This window comes from Pseudomonas sp. S06B 330, assembly GCF_002845275.2.
GTDB lineage: Bacteria > Pseudomonadota > Gammaproteobacteria > Pseudomonadales > Pseudomonadaceae > Aquipseudomonas.
This window is the reverse complement of sequence record NZ_CP088149.1, coordinates 388,122-403,693: the sequence shown is the minus strand read 5'-3', so window position 1 is coordinate 403,693 and position 15,572 is coordinate 388,122. Positions and strand designations below refer to the sequence as shown.

General features: G+C 61.1%; 14 protein-coding genes. 9 read left to right on the top strand and 5 right to left on the bottom strand.

Going from position 1 to position 15,572, the window contains the following annotated elements; all coding sequences use genetic code 11:
* The first annotated feature begins 132 nt into the window (after positions 1-132).
* From CX511_RS01870 to CX511_RS01845, 6 genes are read left to right on the top strand one after another with little or no spacing between them, the layout of a single operon-like run.
* Positions 133-1,374 (top strand): SfnB family sulfur acquisition oxidoreductase, encoded by a 1,242-nt coding sequence (locus CX511_RS01870; RefSeq protein ID WP_045181004.1) that lies wholly within the window; start codon positions 133-135, stop codon positions 1,372-1,374.
* Between the two features lie 21 nt (positions 1,375-1,395).
* Positions 1,396-2,601, top strand: coding sequence for an SfnB family sulfur acquisition oxidoreductase (locus CX511_RS01865; protein ID WP_045181008.1), 1,206 nt, complete (start codon positions 1,396-1,398; stop codon positions 2,599-2,601).
* Positions 2,601-3,986 carry an LLM class flavin-dependent oxidoreductase gene (locus CX511_RS01860; RefSeq protein WP_101293098.1) on the top strand — a complete coding sequence of 462 codons (1,386 nt, stop codon included), beginning with the start codon at positions 2,601-2,603 and terminating at the stop codon, positions 3,984-3,986. Before CX511_RS01865 ends, CX511_RS01860 begins: the two co-directional genes overlap by 1 nt.
* Positions 3,979-4,785: a MetQ/NlpA family ABC transporter substrate-binding protein gene (locus tag CX511_RS01855; protein ID WP_045181016.1), complete on the top strand. Its 807-nt coding sequence runs from the start codon at positions 3,979-3,981 to the stop codon at positions 4,783-4,785. Before CX511_RS01860 ends, CX511_RS01855 begins: the two co-directional genes overlap by 8 nt.
* 1 nt (position 4,786) lies before the next feature.
* The gene (locus tag CX511_RS01850; protein WP_045181019.1) at positions 4,787-5,914 is read left to right on the top strand and encodes a methionine ABC transporter ATP-binding protein; all 1,128 of its coding nucleotides are present in this window, start codon (positions 4,787-4,789) and stop codon (positions 5,912-5,914) included.
* On the top strand, positions 5,904-6,548 hold the full coding sequence (locus tag CX511_RS01845; protein ID WP_045181022.1) for a methionine ABC transporter permease: 645 nt from the start codon (positions 5,904-5,906) through the stop codon (positions 6,546-6,548). Before CX511_RS01850 ends, CX511_RS01845 begins: the two co-directional genes overlap by 11 nt.
* Before the next feature lie 38 nt (positions 6,549-6,586).
* Here CX511_RS01845 and CX511_RS01840 read toward each other — a convergent pair whose 3' ends face one another.
* Positions 6,587-7,642, bottom strand: a complete 1,056-nt coding sequence (locus CX511_RS01840; protein ID WP_045181025.1) for an HAD family hydrolase — start codon at positions 7,640-7,642, stop codon at positions 6,587-6,589.
* A gap of 240 nt (positions 7,643-7,882) precedes the next feature.
* Between CX511_RS01840 and CX511_RS01835 the strand changes: the two genes are divergently transcribed.
* Entirely contained in the window at positions 7,883-9,274 is a 1,392-nt protein-coding gene (locus tag CX511_RS01835; RefSeq protein WP_045181028.1) for an L-cystine transporter, read from the top strand.
* Between the two features lie 91 nt (positions 9,275-9,365).
* Here CX511_RS01835 and CX511_RS01830 read toward each other — a convergent pair whose 3' ends face one another.
* On the bottom strand, positions 9,366-9,884 hold the full coding sequence (locus tag CX511_RS01830; RefSeq protein ID WP_045181031.1) for a dihydrofolate reductase: 519 nt from the start codon (positions 9,882-9,884) through the stop codon (positions 9,366-9,368).
* Positions 9,885-9,947: 63 nt separating this feature from the next.
* On the opposite strand from CX511_RS01830, the gene CX511_RS01825 reads away from it, so the two are divergent.
* A complete protein-coding gene (locus tag CX511_RS01825) occupies positions 9,948-11,339 on the top strand; it encodes a DUF2868 domain-containing protein (protein WP_177409692.1) in 1,392 nt (463 codons plus the stop codon).
* Complete coding sequence (locus CX511_RS01820) at positions 11,332-12,696, top strand: GTPase/DUF3482 domain-containing protein (RefSeq protein WP_045181034.1); 1,365 nt, start codon at positions 11,332-11,334, stop codon at positions 12,694-12,696. The genes CX511_RS01825 and CX511_RS01820 overlap by 8 nt, the downstream gene beginning before the upstream one ends.
* A 29-nt stretch (positions 12,697-12,725) precedes the next feature.
* Here CX511_RS01820 and CX511_RS01815 read toward each other — a convergent pair whose 3' ends face one another.
* The 3 genes from CX511_RS01815 to CX511_RS01805 form a co-directional block, all read right to left on the bottom strand.
* Positions 12,726-13,280 carry a phosphonate degradation HD-domain oxygenase gene (locus tag CX511_RS01815; RefSeq protein WP_101293099.1) on the bottom strand — a complete coding sequence of 185 codons (555 nt, stop codon included), beginning with the start codon at positions 13,278-13,280 and terminating at the stop codon, positions 12,726-12,728.
* A 10-nt stretch (positions 13,281-13,290) separates the two neighbouring features.
* Positions 13,291-14,418: a TIGR03364 family FAD-dependent oxidoreductase gene (locus tag CX511_RS01810; protein WP_045181040.1), complete on the bottom strand. Its 1,128-nt coding sequence runs from the start codon at positions 14,416-14,418 to the stop codon at positions 13,291-13,293.
* Positions 14,419-14,538: 120 nt separating this feature from the next.
* On the bottom strand, positions 14,539-15,564 hold the full coding sequence (locus CX511_RS01805; protein WP_045181043.1) for a putative 2-aminoethylphosphonate ABC transporter substrate-binding protein: 1,026 nt from the start codon (positions 15,562-15,564) through the stop codon (positions 14,539-14,541).
* Positions 15,565-15,572: the final 8 nt, after the last annotated feature.

The following is a 15,572-nucleotide window of genomic DNA, read 5'->3' as shown; positions in this document are numbered from 1 at the left end:
CACCGGACCAGCGCATTTCAGTCGGCGCAGCCTGCGCCGACCTTTTCAATACGTGAGGTAAGGTATGGTCAGGAACACAATCACCCCAGTGCGTAACGCCAGGGCATTGAGTACAGCCAAGGAGCAGTACTGATGTCCAGTCTGGCAGAAACCAATGTCCACAGTGATCTGGACAGCGCCCCACTGCTGTTGCCCGCCAAGGTGCTACGCAGTGACGCTGAAGCCTTGCAGGCCGCCCATGAGCTGGCCGAACTAGCCCGCCGTCAAGCCGCTCGCCGCGACCAGCAACGCAAGCTGCCCTGGGCAGAAATCGAACAGTTCACCCGCAGCGGTCTGGGTAGTATTTCCATTCCCCGCGAGCATGGCGGCGCACAGGTGTCTTTTGTCACCATCGCCGAAGTGTTTCGCATCATCAGTGCCGCGGATCCGGCGCTGGGACAAATTCCGCAAAACCAGTTTGGCATGCTGCAACTGCTCAAAGGCACTGCCAACGAACGACAGCAGGAGCTGTTGTTCAAATCGGTGCTCGACGGCTGGCGGATCGGTAATGCCGGACCAGAGCGTGGCAGCAAGCACACCCTGGACCTTAAGGCGCGGATCAGCCGTGAGGGTGATCACTATGTGCTCAGTGGCGAAAAGTTCTATTCCACCGGCGCCTTGTTCGCCCATTGGGTGGCCGTCAAGGCTCTGAACGATGAGGGCCGTCAGGTGCTGGCCTTTGTTCGTCGCGGCACGCCAGGGCTGCGCATCGTCGATGACTGGTCCGGATTCGGCCAACGCACCACCGCCAGCGGCACCGTATTGCTCGACCGGGTTCAGGTCGATGCCGAACTGGTCGTCGACAACTGGCGCCAGAATGAGGTGCCGAATATCCAGGGCGCCGCCTCGCAGCTAATCCAGGCCGCCATTGATCTGGGCATCGCCGAAGCCGCCGTTGCCGACGCCATCACCTTTGTGCGCGAACGCTCACGGCCATGGATCGACGCCAAGGTCGAGCGCGCCAGCGATGACCTCTACGTGATCGCCGATATCGGTCGCCTGCAACTTGAGCTGCATGCCGCCCAGGCCTTGCAGAGCAAAGCAGCGCGCACCCTTGATGAAGTCAACGCAGCCCCCGTGGATGCTGCTGCGGCAGCCCGTGCCTCGATTGCCGTGGCCGAAGCCAAGGTGTTGACCACCGAGATCGCCTTGCTGGCCAGCGAGAAGCTGTTCGAACTGGCCGGCAGCCGCGCCACCCTCGCCGAGTTCAACCTCGACCGGCATTGGCGCAATGCCCGCGTGCACACCCTGCACGACCCGGTGCGCTGGAAATACCACGCCGTCGGCACCTATCACCTCAACGGTACCTTGCCTGCCCGGCATTCCTGGATCTGACCAGACCTCTGGAGCCTATTTATGAGCCTTCTGCCGCAACCGCACGAAAACGTCGCGGTCATTCACACTGACGCCCAGGCTTTGCAAGTTGCCGAAGAACTGGCTGGCGAGCTGCGCCGTGACAGCATCCTGCGCGACCGCGAACGCCGCCTGCCTCATCCGGAACTGGCGCTATTCTCGCGTTCCGGCCTGTGGGCCATCAGCGTGCCCAAAGCCCTTGGGGGTGCCGGTGTCTCCAACGTCACCCTGGCCAAAGTAATCGCGCGCATCGCCCAGGCCGATGCTTCCCTCGGCCAGATTCCACAGAACCATTTCTATGCCCTGGAAGTGCTGCGGGTAAACGGCAGCCTGCAGCAACAGCAGCGCCTTTACGCTGAAGTGCTGGCCGGCAAACGCTTCGGAAATGCCCTGGCCGAACTTGGTACCAAAACCGCCCATGATCGTACTACGGCGCTAAACCGTGACGGTGACGGCTACCGCATCAATGGGCGCAAGTTCTACGCCACCGGCGCCCTCTACGCCCAACGCATCCCCACGTCGGTGGTCGACGAGCAGGGCGTGCAACAACTGGTGTTTGTCCCTGCTGACAGCGACGGGCTGCAAGTGATCGACGACTGGAGTGGCTTTGGCCAGCGCACCACCGGCAGCGGTTCAGTGCTGTTTGAGAATGTCCGGGTCGCAGCCGAGGATGTGATTGCCTTCCAGAGCGCCTTCGAACGGCCAACTACTGTCGGCCCACTGGCACAGATTCTTCATGCCGCCATCGATACCGGCATCGCCCGCGCCGCCTACGAAGATGCACTGCAGTTTGTACGTACCCGCAGCCGACCATGGATCGACGCGGGCATCGACAAGGCCAGCGACGATCCGCTGACCCTGAAATCCTTTGGTCACCTGGCGATCCGTCTGCACGCCGCCGAAGCCCTTCTTGAACGTGCAGGTGAGTTTCTCGACCAGGCCCAGGCCGAAACCAACGCCAGCACTGTGGCCGCTGCCTCCATCGCCGTCGCTGAGGCGCGGGCAATCAGCACCGAAATCTCCCTTGCCGCCGGCAGCACCCTGTTCGAACTCGCGGGTAGTCAGTCCACCCTTGCCGAACACGGCCTGGACCGCCACTGGCGCAATGCCCGCGTGCATACCCTGCACGACCCGGTGCGCTGGAAGTACCACGCCATCGGCAATTACTACCTCAACGATGAGAACCCACCGCTGCGGGGAACCATCTGATGGCCAAGAAAAAGATCCTCCTCAATGCCTTCAACATGAACTGCATTGGCCACATCAATCACGGCTTGTGGACTCACCCTCGCGACACTTCCAGCCAATACAAGACCCTGGAGTACTGGACCGAACTGGCCCAGTTGCTGGAACGCGGGCTGTTCGATGGGCTGTTCATCGCCGATATCGTCGGTGTTTACGATGTGTACCAGAACAACGTCGACGTGCCGCTCAAGGAGTCGATCCAGCTACCGGTCAACGACCCTTTGCTGCTGGTATCGGCCATGGCCGCCGTGACCCGCCACCTGGGCTTTGGCCTGACGGCCAACCTGACCTACGAACCGCCGTATCTGTTCGCCCGCAAGCTCTCGACCCTCGACCACCTGAGCCGTGGCCGGGTCGGCTGGAACATTGTCACCGGCTATCTGGACAGCGCCGCCCGGGCCATGGGCCTGGAGCAACAAACTGAACACGACCGCCGCTACGACCAGGCCGATGAATACATGCAGGTGCTGTACAAGCTGCTCGAAGGCAGCTGGGAACACGACGCGGTGGCCAACGACCGTCAGCAGCGCGTCTACGCTCGGCCGGACAAAGTGCACAAAGTGCGTCACCAGGGCGAGTTCTATCGGGTCGAGGGATATCACCTGTGCGAACCGTCGCCACAGCGCACCCCGGTACTGTTCCAGGCGGGCAGCTCCGAGCGCGGTCTGGGCTTTGCCGGCAACCACGCCGAATGCGTGTTCATCAGTGGCCAGACCAAGGCCGGCACCCGAGCCCAGGTCGACAAGGTGCGTGCGGCCGCCGTGGCTGCCGGGCGTGATCCCGAGGCGATCAAAGTATTCATGGGCCTGACCGTGATAGTCGCCCGCACCGAGGAACAAGCCTGGGCCAAGCACGCCGAATACCTGCGCTACGCCAGTGCCGAAGCGGGCGTTGCGCATTTCGCCAGCTCCACCGGCATCGACTTTTCCGCCTACGCGCTGGACGAGCCGATCCACTATGTGCAGAGCAATGCCATCCAGTCGGCGACCAAAACCCTGCAGAACAACGACTGGACCCGGCGCAAGCTACTTGACCAGCACGCCCTTGGCGGGCGCTACATCACCCTGGTGGGATCGCCGAGCCAGGTTGCCGACGAACTGGAAAGCTGGATCGCTGAAACCGGCCTGGACGGCTTCAACCTGACTCGCACCGTAACCCCGGAAAGCTATGTCGACTTCATTGACCTGGTGATCCCCGAGTTGCAGCGTCGCGGCTCCTACAAGACCGCCTACGAACAAGGCAGCCTGCGCGAAAAGCTGTTTGCCACTGACCATCCCCTGTTGCCTGCCGACCATCCCGGCGCCAGCTATCGCCACACCACCCCGACTGGAGCGCTACAGCATGCTTAAGACTTTTTTTGCCCGCCCTGTCGCGGCCCTGCTCCTGAGCCTGGGCTTGTCCGGGATTACCCAGGCGGCCGACGCACCGTTGAAAGTCGGCACTACCGCCGCGTTCGCCATCCCGCTGGAAGCGGCCGTCAGTGAAGCGAAAAAACAGGGCTTGAGCGTCGAGCTGATCGAGTTCAGCGACTGGATCGCGCCGAATGTCAGCTTGGCCAGCGGCGACATTGACGTGAACTACTTCCAGCACATCCCGTTCCTGGAAAACGCCAAGGCAGCGGCAGGTTTTGATTTGGTGCCCTATGCGTCGGGCATCATCAACAATGTCGGCCTGTATTCGAAACAGTACAAAAGTTTCGACGAACTGCCCAAGGGCGCCAGCGTTGCCATCGCCAATGACCCGATCAACAGCGGCCGAGGCCTGCAGCTGCTGGCCAAGGCCGGCCTGATTACCCTCAAGCAAGGCGTTGGCTACAAGGCCACCGAAGAAGACATCGTCGCCAATCCCAAGCAGTTGAAGATCCTGCAGGTCGAAGCAGTGCAACTGGTGCGCGCCTATGATGATGCGGACCTGGTTCAGGGGTATCCCGCCTACATTCGCCTGGCCAATACCTTCGATGCCACCTCAGCGCTGCTGTTCGACGGCCTCGACCACAAGGAATACGTGATCCAGTTCGTCATTCGCCCGCAGACCAAGGGCGATCCGCGTCTGGCCAAATTCATCGACATCTATCAGCACTCGCCCGCCGTGCGGGCAGCGCTGGATAAAGCCCATGGCAAGCTTTACCAACCGGGATGGGAGAGCTGACATGAGCGCCGTCACCGCCCTTGCAACACCTGGGCAACAATCCTCGGCGCCACTGCATCAGGCTCAGCAACGGGCCCTGCGCCCGGAGCTGGGCAATGCCCATGTACGCTTCATTGGCCTGGGGAAAACGTATCCCGGGCAAGCGACGCCGGCGCTTGAAGCCATCGACCTGAACATCCAGCGTGGCGAAATCTTCGGCATTATCGGTCGCAGCGGTGCAGGCAAGTCGTCGCTGATCCGCACCATCAATCGGCTCGAACAACCGAGCACTGGCCGGGTGCTGATCGACCAGATCGACATCGGCGAATTCGACGAAGACCGCCTGGTACAACTGCGCCGACGCATCGGCATGATCTTCCAGCATTTCAACCTGATGTCGGCCAAGACGGTCTGGCAGAACGTCGAACTGCCACTTAAGGTTGCCGGTGTGCCCAAGGCCCAACGCCAGCGCAAAGTTGCCGAGTTACTGGAGCTGGTTGGCTTGGAACAGAAGCATCACGCTTATCCGGCACAACTGTCGGGCGGGCAAAAGCAGCGCGTCGGCATCGCCCGGGCGCTGGTACACGATCCAGATATCCTCCTCTGCGATGAGGCCACCTCGGCGCTCGACCCGGAAACGACCGCCTCCATTCTCGAATTGCTGCGCGACATCAACCAGCGCCTGGGCCTGACCATCGTGCTGATTACCCATGAGATGGCCGTCATCCGCGATATCTGCCAACGGGTGGTGGTGCTTGAGCGCGGGCGCATCGTTGAGCAGGGCGCGGTTTGGCGGGTCTTCGGCGATCCTCAGCATGATGTCAGCAAGACCTTGCTTGCACCGTTGCAAGCCGCCTTGCCGGCCAGCTTGCAGGCCCTGCTGCAGCCCCAGGCAAACGGTGTAGACGCAGGCCTGGTTCTGGATCTCAGAGTCAGCGGCAGTGACCAGCAGGCTCCGGAGTTATCCACATTGTTCACCAGCCTCGGTGGCCAGATCCGCTTGCTACAAGGCGGCATCGACGCCATACAAGGCAGGCCGCTGGGGCGGCTGGTGCTGTCGGTGACCAACTCCCCTCACAGCCATGAACAAATCATCCAACGTGCCCGGCAATGGGCCACGCAGCTAGAGGTACTGGGATATGTGGACTGAGCGCCTGCTGCAAGGAGTACTCGATACCCTGCTGATGGTCGGGGTGTCATCATTGATCGCCTTGTTGGCCGGAATACCGTTGGCGGTCATCCTCGTTACCAGCGGCAAGGGTGGAATCTTCGAAGCCCCCACCCTGAACCGGGTGCTTGGTGCCTTCGTCAACCTGTTCCGCTCGATCCCGTTTCTGATCCTGATGGTCGCACTGATCCCCTTCACACGCTTGATCGTCGGTACCACCTATGGCGTCTGGGCGGCTGTGGTGCCGCTGACCATTGCCGCCACGCCGTTCTTCGCGAGAATTGCCGAAGTCAGCTTGCGTGAAGTCGACCATGGCCTGATCGAAGCCGCCCAGGCCATGGGCTGCCGACGCTGGCATATCGTCTGGCACGTGTTGCTGCCCGAAGCCCTGCCGGGCATCGTCGGCGGCTTCACCATCACCCTGGTGACCATGATCAACTCCTCAGCCATGGCCGGTGCCATCGGTGCGGGTGGGTTGGGCGACATCGCTTACCGTTACGGCTACCAGCGCTTCGACAGCCAGATCATGCTCACCGTGATTGTCATGCTGGTGGTACTGGTAGCCTTGATTCAGCTGGGCGGGGATCGCTTGGCCAAAGGCCTGAACAAACGCTGACCCCACACCAGACTCAACCAAAGACTGTGGGCAGCGGCTTATTGAATCTGCTCAGGTGTGACAATCACCCAGTTCTTGTCCGCAGTCACCGCCAAGCCTTCTTTGGCCTGGGCGGCGGCATTCTGGGCAATCATGCCGTTGAGCTGTTCCATGTACTTGGCTTTGCGATTTATCCACAGGTGTATACCCCCCTTGCTCACATCGACACTGTGAAACTGCATATAACCGTCACTGGTTGGCGTATCACCGCCAACCAGCACCGGCTTTTTCCATTGATCGATGTAGGTGAGGATCGCGGCCTGCTTGCCCGCCATCCAGGTGGCAGGGGTCCACAAGTACGGGGTCAGCTCCAAGCCCATATTGGCCTGCGGGTCATAGTTGCCAGCGCTGATCTGCTTGCGCGCCGTGGTCAGCGCGCCGTTTTCACGATCCTTGAGCAACAGGCTGACGCCAATCACGTTCTGCGGTTTGACGTTGTAGCCGTACTTGGGGTCGGAGGCGACCATACGCACCAGCTCTTCAGACGCTGCTGTCATGACATAGACCTCGATGCCATTGGCCATCAGTTTGTTGAACAGCTCGGTCTGGCCAGTAAAGACTTTCGGCGGCTGCACCTCGATGGTCTTGACCTGATCACCCTCAAAATAGGTGCTTGGAATAGGCTTTCCAGAGGTCATCAACTCGTCGACATAGCCTTTGAGCTCCTTTAGGGTAAAGCCGGAGAACACTTGGGCAACCCATGGATAACAGACCATGTCGTCGATTTCGCAGAGCCGGTAGTAATAACTGAACAAACTTTCCTTGTGCTCGGCGGTGTCCTTGAATGGCATCAGCTTCAATGAGGGATCGAGCTTTTCGCGGCTGAGCAGGCCCTTGTTTTCCATAAACGGCAGCAGCGACTCTTCGAGGTCGAAGCGGTAGCTGGTGTTATCCATGTCAAAGACGGCGTAATTGCCTTTGTTGGCATTGGCCGCGATCATCGTGTCCAGTTGCTTGGCAGCGTCAGCCGGCCAGTGCTTGAGTTCGCTGGCCCAGGTTTGACCGGTCAGCAGCAGTGCCAGGCCGGCGGCGAGAACTTTCGGAGCAGACGTCATGTGCATTTCTCCAGAAAATAGGCCCGCCCACGCTAGCCAATGTGTACACGCCAAGAGCACCTGACAGCGACGCCGACACACCCCAGAACGGCGTTGCTCATGTCATTTGCGACACGCCTATATTCCAAAAACGACTAAGTAAATTACCTTTTGATATAAATTCGTTCGTTTTCATGCTGTTAGCATTTCTGTTCGCAATCGCACACAGAGGCGATGCCCCGCTTTTTCTCTGGAGCTCCAATGAATCTGCCGCTGTCACTCAATCTGCTGGCGTTCCTGGCCTTGCTGCTAGGCCTGGCCCAAACCCGTCATGGCAACTGGAGCCTGGCCAAGAAAGTTCTGGTCGGCCTGGTGCTCGGCGTGCTGTTCGGTGCTGTCCTGCATGCCATTTATGGCGCTGGCGACCCGATTCTCAAAGCCACCATCAGTTGGCTCGATCTGGTCGGCAACGGTTATGTGCAGTTGTTGCAGATGATCGTCATGCCACTGATCTTCGCGTCGATCCTCAGCGCCGTGGCCCGTCTGCACAATGCCTCGTCACTGGGCAAGATCAGCTTCCTGACCATTGGCACCCTGCTGTTCACCACAGCCATCGCCGCACTGATCGGCATTGCCCTGACCAACCTGTTCGGCCTGACCGCCGAGGGCCTGGTGGCCGGCACCGCCGAAACCGCGCGGATGCAGGCAATCCAAAGTGATTACGTGGGCAAGGTCGCTGACCTGAATATCCCGCAGCTGCTGCTGTCGTTCATTCCGAGCAACCCAGTCGGCGATCTGGCTCGGGCCAAACCGACGTCGATCATCAGCGTGGTGATCTTTGCCGTGTTCCTTGGCATGGCTGCCCTGCAGTTGCTCAAGGATGACGCGGACAAGGGCAATCGCGCCCTGGCCGCCATCGACACCCTGCAAGCCTGGGTGATGCGCCTGGTGCGCCTGGTGATGAAGCTCACCCCGTATGGTGTCCTGGCACTGATGACCAAGGTGGTCGCCAGCTCGAACCTGGACGACATCCTCAAGCTCGGTAGCTTCGTCGTGGTTTCGTATATCGGCCTGGGGCTGATGTTTGTGGTGCACGGTGTGTTGCTGGCGATCAGCGGCGTCAATCCGCTGCGTTTCTTCCGCAAGGTCTGGCCGGTGCTGACCTTTGCCTTCACCAGTCGCTCCAGCGCCGCCAGCATCCCGCTGAGCATTGAAGCGCAAACCCGTCGCCTGGGTATTCCACAGTCGATTGCCAGCTTTGCCGCCTCGTTCGGCGCGACCATTGGCCAGAACGGCTGTGCCGGTCTGTACCCGGCAATGCTGGCGGTGATGGTGGCTCCGGCCGTGGGCATCAACCCACTGGACCCGCTGTGGATCGCTACCCTGGTGGCTATCGTGACCCTCAGCTCAGCCGGTGTGGCCGGTGTCGGTGGCGGTGCAACCTTTGCTGCGCTGATTGTGCTGCCGGCCATGGGCTTGCCGGTGGAACTGGTCGCCTTGCTGATCTCGGTTGAACCGCTGATCGACATGGGCCGTACGGCGTTGAACGTCAATGGTTCGATGACGGCAGGGGCGATCACCAGTCAGATGATGCAGCAGACGGACAAAACGCTGCTGGAGGCCCAGGAGCATGCGGAACTGACGCATTCCTGAGTGTTGTAGCGCCTTTCAGGGCCTCATCGCCGGCAAGGCCGACTCCCACAGTGTCTGGCGTGTGGGAGCCGGTCTTGCCGGCGAAGCTTTATCAGGCCTTTTCCCACACCTCAAAGTGATACGCCGGCTTGTCACCTTCAGCCGGATTCGCCTGAGTCGAGGCCAACGCCCACTGCGCCAAGTCGAACTCAGGAAACCACGCATCGCCCTCTGGGTTCAGCTCCACTCGCGTCAGGTACAGCCGATCCGCCAGGCCACGCTCAATCGCCTGGGTATACAGTTGCGCACCACCAATCAGCATCAGCTCATCAACACCCTGCGCCAGCGCCCACTGTTCGGCACGCACTATCGCCTCATCCAGCGAAGCGAACACCTCGGCACCTTCGAGCTGCAGCCCAGGCTGGCGACTGACCACCAGGTTCAGACGCCCAGGCAATGGCCGGCCCAGCGAATCCCAGGTCTTGCGGCCCATGATGATCGGCTTGCCCAGCGTAGTCGCCTTGAAATATTTGAAATCCCCCGGCAAATGCCAGGGCATGCTGTTGTCGATGCCGATTACGCGGTTCTCGGCGAGCGCCGCGATCAGGCTGAGGGGAAGTGATGTTTTCATCCTGGCGAGGATAGCAAAGCCCGATCTTCGATGCCTGGGTTATGCTTTGAGCTGAATTGATCAATGGAAGACCGCGTGACTGCACTGACTGACCTGGACAAACGCTGGCTCACTGAAGCGGTACGCCTGCGCGAGGAACATGCCGGCCCCCTGGAGGACCAGGAAGCCAATCGCCGTGCCCGCCAGTTCGGCGGCGACCTGCCAACGCGTATCGAACAGCGTGCCTTGTGGCTGGCCGAGCGCGACGGCATGCGCAGCGCCCTGCAGCACTGGAAACAAGGTGCACGGTTAGCTCTGGCACTGTTATCAGTTGTGGCCGTTGTCAGCGGCGCGGGCCTGGCCCTGGCCGCCCTGGGCGACAGCCAACGCCCGGTCAATGTGTTCTGGGCCCTGGGTAGCCTGCTGGGCTTGAACCTGGTTTTGCTGCTGGGATGGGCTCTGGGTTTCTTCTTTGCCGGCGAGCAAGGCGCAACGTTGGGCAAGCTGTGGTTGTGGCTCAGTGAGAAATTCGCCCGTGATGCCCAGGCCGCGCATTTAGCCCCCGCCCTGCTGGTCCTGCTGCAACGTCAGAAACTCAACCGCTGGCTGCTTGGACTGCTGGTACACGGCCTGTGGCTGGTGGCCTTGAGCACAGCGCTGGTGATGCTGCTGGTGCTGCTCGCCACCCGCCGTTATGGCTTCGTCTGGGAGACCACCATCCTCGGCGCCGATACCTTCGTCGGACTGACCCAAGCCCTCGGCGCTGTGCCAGCCCTGCTCGGTTTCAACGTGCCAGACATCGACATGATCCGCGCCAGTGGCGACAGCCAACCCGCCCTGGAGCTGGCTCGCCAGGCCTGGGCCAGCTGGCTGCTCGGGGTATTACTGGTGTTTGGCATCGTCCCGCGCCTTGTGCTCGCAGCCCTGAGCCTGTGGCGCTGGCGTAGGGGCCGTGATCGCTTGCGTCTGGACCTCAACTTACCCGGCTACAGTCAACTGCGTGAGGCGCTGATGCCCAGCAGTGAACGCCTAGGCGTCAACGATGCCGCACCAGAGGCCTTACCGCAGATTGTGCGCGGCGTGGGTGAAGAGCTCAGTGACGGCGCCTTGCTGGTTGGCCTCGAACTGGACGATCAACGTCCCTGGCCACCCACCCTCCCGGCGACGGTGAAGAACGCCGGCATCCTCGACAGCCGTGAATCACGTAACAAGCTGCTCGAGCAGCTCAGCCGCTTCCCGCCAGCACGCCTGGCCATCGCCTGCGACCCGCGCCGCTCGCCGGACCGCGGCAGTCTGGCGCTGCTCGCTGAGCTTGCCCGCAACGCTGGCGCCACGCGCATCTGGTTACTGCAGGCATTGCCCGGCCAGGCCCTGGATGCCGACCGCTTGGGCGACTGGCATCAGGCGCTCGATCAATTGGGGCTGGAGCATGCCGACAGCGCCCCACTGACCTGGCTGGAGCATGGCCATGACTAAGCCGCTGAAACTGGCCGTGGTCGGCCATACCAACGTTGGCAAGACCTCGCTGCTGCGTACCCTGACCCGCGATGTCGGCTTTGGTGAAGTGTCCCATCGGCCAAGCACCACGCGTCATGTTGAAGGCGCACGGCTGTCGGTGGACGGCGAACCCTTGCTTGAGCTCTACGACACTCCAGGCCTGGAAGACGCCATTGCCCTGCTCGACTACCTTGAACGCCTGGAACGACCAGGCGAGCGCCTAGACGGCCCGGCACGGCTAGAGCGCTTTCTGCAAGGCAGCGAAGCGCGCCAGCGCTTCGAACAGGAAGCCAAAGTCCTGCGCCAATTGCTGGCCAGTGATGCCGGGCTGTATGTCATCGATGCCCGCGAGCCGGTGCTGGCCAAGTACCGGGATGAGCTGGAAGTGCTCGCCAGCTGCGGTAAGCCGCTGCTCCCCGTGCTCAACTTTGTTGCCAGCAGTGACCATCGTGAGCCCGACTGGCGCGAAGCCCTGGCCCGCCTCGGACTGCATGCGCTGGTACGTTTCGACAGTGTCGCGCCGCCGGAAGATGGTGAACGACGCCTTTACGAAAGCCTGGCGCTGATGCTGGAAAAATCTCGCCCGGCCTTGCAGCGGCTGATCGACGACCAGCAGGCGCAGCGCCAGGCCCGCCAACTCAGCGGCAAACGTCTGATAGCCGAACTGCTGCTCGATTGCGCGGCATGCCGACGCAGTGTGGTGGCTGAGCCTGGCGCCGAAGCTGTGGCCATAGAAGCATTGCGCAAAGACGTTCGCCAGCGCGAACAACGCTGCGTCGAGGCCTTGCTCAAGCTCTACGCCTTTCGCAAGGACGACGCCAGTGCCAGCGATTTACCCCTGCTGGACGGGCGCTGGGGCGATGATCTGTTTAACCCGGAAACCCTCAAGCTGCTCGGCGTACGCCTGGGTAGCGGTGTGGCTGCCGGTGCTGCAGCAGGTGCCGGTGTCGACCTGCTGGTCGGCGGCTTGACCTTGGGGGCTGCGGCGCTGGCTGGGGCCATTGCTGGCGGGGCATTACAAACGGCGCGCAGCTACGGCTCACGCCTGCTAGGCAAGCTCAAGGGGCAACGCGAATTGACCGTGGATGACAGCGTGCTGCGCCTGTTGGCACTGCGTCAGCATCAGCTGATTGAGGCTCTGGACAGCCGTGGACATGCGGCAATGGAGCGGATCAAGTTGAGCGCGCCTCAAGAACAAAGCTGGCGTGAAGGCAAGCTGCCGGAAGCCTTGAGCAAGGCGCGGGCGCATCCGCAATGGTCGTCGCTTAATCCGGGAGCCAGGCTCAATCAAGCGGAGCGCCAGGAGCAGATAGATAGCCTGGTGCAGGAGCTTTAGGGCCTTGCCGGCGATAGCGGTCTATAGGATCAATGCAATAGCGCCAACGCCTTGCCCTTGAGCACGTCCAAATCAATCACCGGCACATTCATCTCTTTGGCCAGCTCATCCCACTCTCGCATGCGCAGGCTTACGCTGCACAGCGGGTCACGCTCAAAGGCATCGGCTTCAGCTTCGCTCATCACCCCACCTTGATACTCCAGCGTGCGACGGCTGGCTTCACTCAAGCGCTGGTAGTAACCCGGTTTACGCAGCGTCAGGTAACGCTTGGCTTCAACGTGGTATTGCACCAACGTAACCAGGCGCTCGCTGAAACCGCAGCGACGCAAGTATTCAGCACCGACCTGCTCATGGCTGACCACTCCGTAGCCGCCCATATCACCTTCGGCACCGCCGCAAATATGGCCAATGTCATGGAAGAACGCCGCCAGCACCACTTCATCATCGAAGCCTTCGTCCAGGGCCAACTGCGCCGCCTGGGACATATGTTCCAACTGTGACACCGGCTCGCCGATGTAATCTTCATCGCCATGTTGCTGGTACAGGGCGAAGAGTTCGCTGACAACCTGCTCGGCCGTTCTCATTGTTATCCCCTCATGCGATGTCATTGAACAGTCGAGCGATGTGTCGCTCGGCCAGCGCCGGACCGACGCTCATGCCAACGCCACTGTGCATCAACGCTGCGCTGATGCCTGGCGCCACCTGCAAAAGCGAAAACGGTCCGGGGCCGCCAGAACCATAGACGCCTTGCCAGCGTTCGACCACCTCGATGCGACCGCCGAGGGTGTGCTCGGCCAGCTCGATCATCCAGTTGTCCACCTGCTCGGCATTGAAGGGCGCTGCATCGCTGCCATAGGCATGGGAATCGCCAATGATCAGCTCGCCATGGGGCGTAGGACTGATCAGCAGGTGAATGCCGTGCTCCATCAACTGCGGGCTGTTGCTCTGCAGTTGCGCCGTGAGGGCCTGTGCCTGCGGCAGATCGGCGAAGGCACCGTAATGCACACAACTAAGCCCCGTCAGCAACGCGTGTTGCAGGTCGAGCTTGAAACGTGGGCGTGCACGCAGCATCTGCAAGCGGCAGACCTGTGGCTGCAGCTGGGCAATAGGTTCGGCGAGCAAAGTCTGATAGTCATGCCCGGAGCAGACCACGGTCTGCGCGGCACTGAAATCACCGGCGGTGGTCGATACTTTTCCAGGCTGGATATCGCGCACCAGAGTGGAGAAATGAAACTGCACATCCAGTTCCTGCTGCAGGAAGCGGATCAAGGTCGGGATGGCTTCGCGGGAGTACAGTTGCTGGTCGTCCAGTCCGCGCAAGGCCGCACGGTGATGGCGAAACTGGCCGCCGTACAGGTCATTCAGCGCCGCACCGGACAACAGTTCGACCTTGTAGCCATGTTCCACAGCCCGTTCGGCACAAAAGGCTTCCAGCAGCTCCTGTTCAAGGGCGGTGCGCGCGAATAACAGCGAACCATTGCTCTTCAATTCAAAGCCAGCATGACGCGACCAGTGCGCCCAGATCCCGCGGCTGGCCTTGGCCAGCTCAAGCATGTCGCCCGGTGGCTGGCCGGTGACCAGGGCCTGGCCGAAGTTACGTACTGAAGCGCCCAAGGGCGTGGCAGTGCGCTCAAATACGCGCACCTTGAGGCCACGGCGGGCGGCGGCATAAGCATGCGAAAGGCCAAGAATGCCGGCGCCGACAATCAGTAGATCGGTCATCTCAGATTCCTTCAAAAATTGCACTGGCCTTATCGCTGACAAGGCCAGCTCTCACAGAGATATCCACAGCACCTCAATCTTGTGGGAGCCGGTCTTGCCGACGATGAAGCCAACCCGGTATTACTGCTGCGCTACCTTCTCCGACTTACCGTCATAGCGCTTACGCCATTCGGCCAGGATGGTGTCACGGTTCTTCGAAGCCCAGGCAAAGTCGTTCTTGATCAGGCGCTGTTCGTAGTCAGCCGGCAGTTCGGTCTGCGGCTGAGCGATGCCCGGTTGGGCCAGCACGGCGAAGTTTTCCTTGTACAGCTCCATCGCTGCCGGGCTTGCCGAGAAGTCGGCCAAGCGCTTGGCCGCGTCTTCATGCTTGCTGCCCTTGAGCACCGCAGTGGCTTCGATTTCCCAACCCAGGCCTTCCTTAGGCAGAACGATGTCCAGCGGCGCTCCCTGGCGCTTGAGCTGCACAGCCGGGTATTCGAAGGAGATACCAATCGGGAACTCACCCGCTGCCGCCAGCTTGCACGGCTTGGAGCCGGAGTGAACGTACTGGCCGATGTTCTGGTGCAGGTCATCCATGTACTGCCAGCCCTGCTTCTCACCGAAGGTCTGCAGCCAGGCACTGACATCGAGGAAACCTGTACCGGACGACGCCGGGTTAGGCATGACGATCTTGCCCTTGTACTCAGGCTTGGTCAGGTCCTGCCAGCTAACCGGCTTGGTCAGGCCCTGCTTCTCGGCTTCGATGGTGTTGAAACAGATGGTCGCCGCCCAGACATCCATACCGACCCAAGCCGGTGGGTTGGCCGCATCGCGGTAGTTGCCGCCGATCTTGTCCAGATCCTTTGGTGCGTAGCTTTGCAACATGCCCTGCTGGTCGAGGATCGCCAGGCTGGAAGCGGCCAAGCCCCATACCGCGTCAGCCTGCGGACGGTCTTTTTCGGCCAGCAGTTTGGCGGTGATGATGCCGGTGGAATCGCGTACCCACTTGATCTCGATATCCGGATTGGCCTTTTCAAAGGCCTGCTTGTAGCTCTTGAGTTGTTCAGCTTCAAGTGCGGTGTAGACCGTCAACTGAGTCTCGGCGGCAGTGGCCTGCAGGCTGAACGCAGTGAGGACGGCAGCGGCAAGAGCAAGTGGCTTGAACATGGTGCGGT

What these genes read in the sequence shown, in the direction of transcription:
- CX511_RS01835 (WP_045181028.1), top strand. Translation starts at nt 7,883, where the DNA reads ATGAATCTGCCGCTGTCACTCAATCTGCTGGCGTTCCTGGCCTTGCTG.
- CX511_RS01840 (WP_045181025.1), bottom strand. Translation starts at nt 7,642, where the DNA reads ATGACGTCTGCTCCGAAAGTTCTCGCCGCCGGCCTGGCACTGCTGCTG.
- CX511_RS01845 (WP_045181022.1), top strand. Translation starts at nt 5,904, where the DNA reads ATGTGGACTGAGCGCCTGCTGCAAGGAGTACTCGATACCCTGCTGATG.
- CX511_RS01860 (WP_101293098.1), top strand. Translation starts at nt 2,601, where the DNA reads ATGGCCAAGAAAAAGATCCTCCTCAATGCCTTCAACATGAACTGCATT.
- CX511_RS01870 (WP_045181004.1), top strand. Translation starts at nt 133, where the DNA reads ATGTCCAGTCTGGCAGAAACCAATGTCCACAGTGATCTGGACAGCGCC.
- CX511_RS01830 (WP_045181031.1), bottom strand. Translation starts at nt 9,884, where the DNA reads ATGAAAACATCACTTCCCCTCAGCCTGATCGCGGCGCTCGCCGAGAAC.
- CX511_RS01850 (WP_045181019.1), top strand. Translation starts at nt 4,787, where the DNA reads ATGAGCGCCGTCACCGCCCTTGCAACACCTGGGCAACAATCCTCGGCG.
- CX511_RS01855 (WP_045181016.1), top strand. Translation starts at nt 3,979, where the DNA reads ATGCTTAAGACTTTTTTTGCCCGCCCTGTCGCGGCCCTGCTCCTGAGC.
- CX511_RS01810 (WP_045181040.1), bottom strand. Translation starts at nt 14,418, where the DNA reads ATGACCGATCTACTGATTGTCGGCGCCGGCATTCTTGGCCTTTCGCAT.
- CX511_RS01815 (WP_101293099.1), bottom strand. Translation starts at nt 13,280, where the DNA reads ATGAGAACGGCCGAGCAGGTTGTCAGCGAACTCTTCGCCCTGTACCAG.
- CX511_RS01825 (WP_177409692.1), top strand. Translation starts at nt 9,948, where the DNA reads ATGGAAGACCGCGTGACTGCACTGACTGACCTGGACAAACGCTGGCTC.
- CX511_RS01865 (WP_045181008.1), top strand. Translation starts at nt 1,396, where the DNA reads ATGAGCCTTCTGCCGCAACCGCACGAAAACGTCGCGGTCATTCACACT.
- CX511_RS01805 (WP_045181043.1), bottom strand. Translation starts at nt 15,564, where the DNA reads ATGTTCAAGCCACTTGCTCTTGCCGCTGCCGTCCTCACTGCGTTCAGC.
- CX511_RS01820 (WP_045181034.1), top strand. Translation starts at nt 11,332, where the DNA reads ATGACTAAGCCGCTGAAACTGGCCGTGGTCGGCCATACCAACGTTGGC.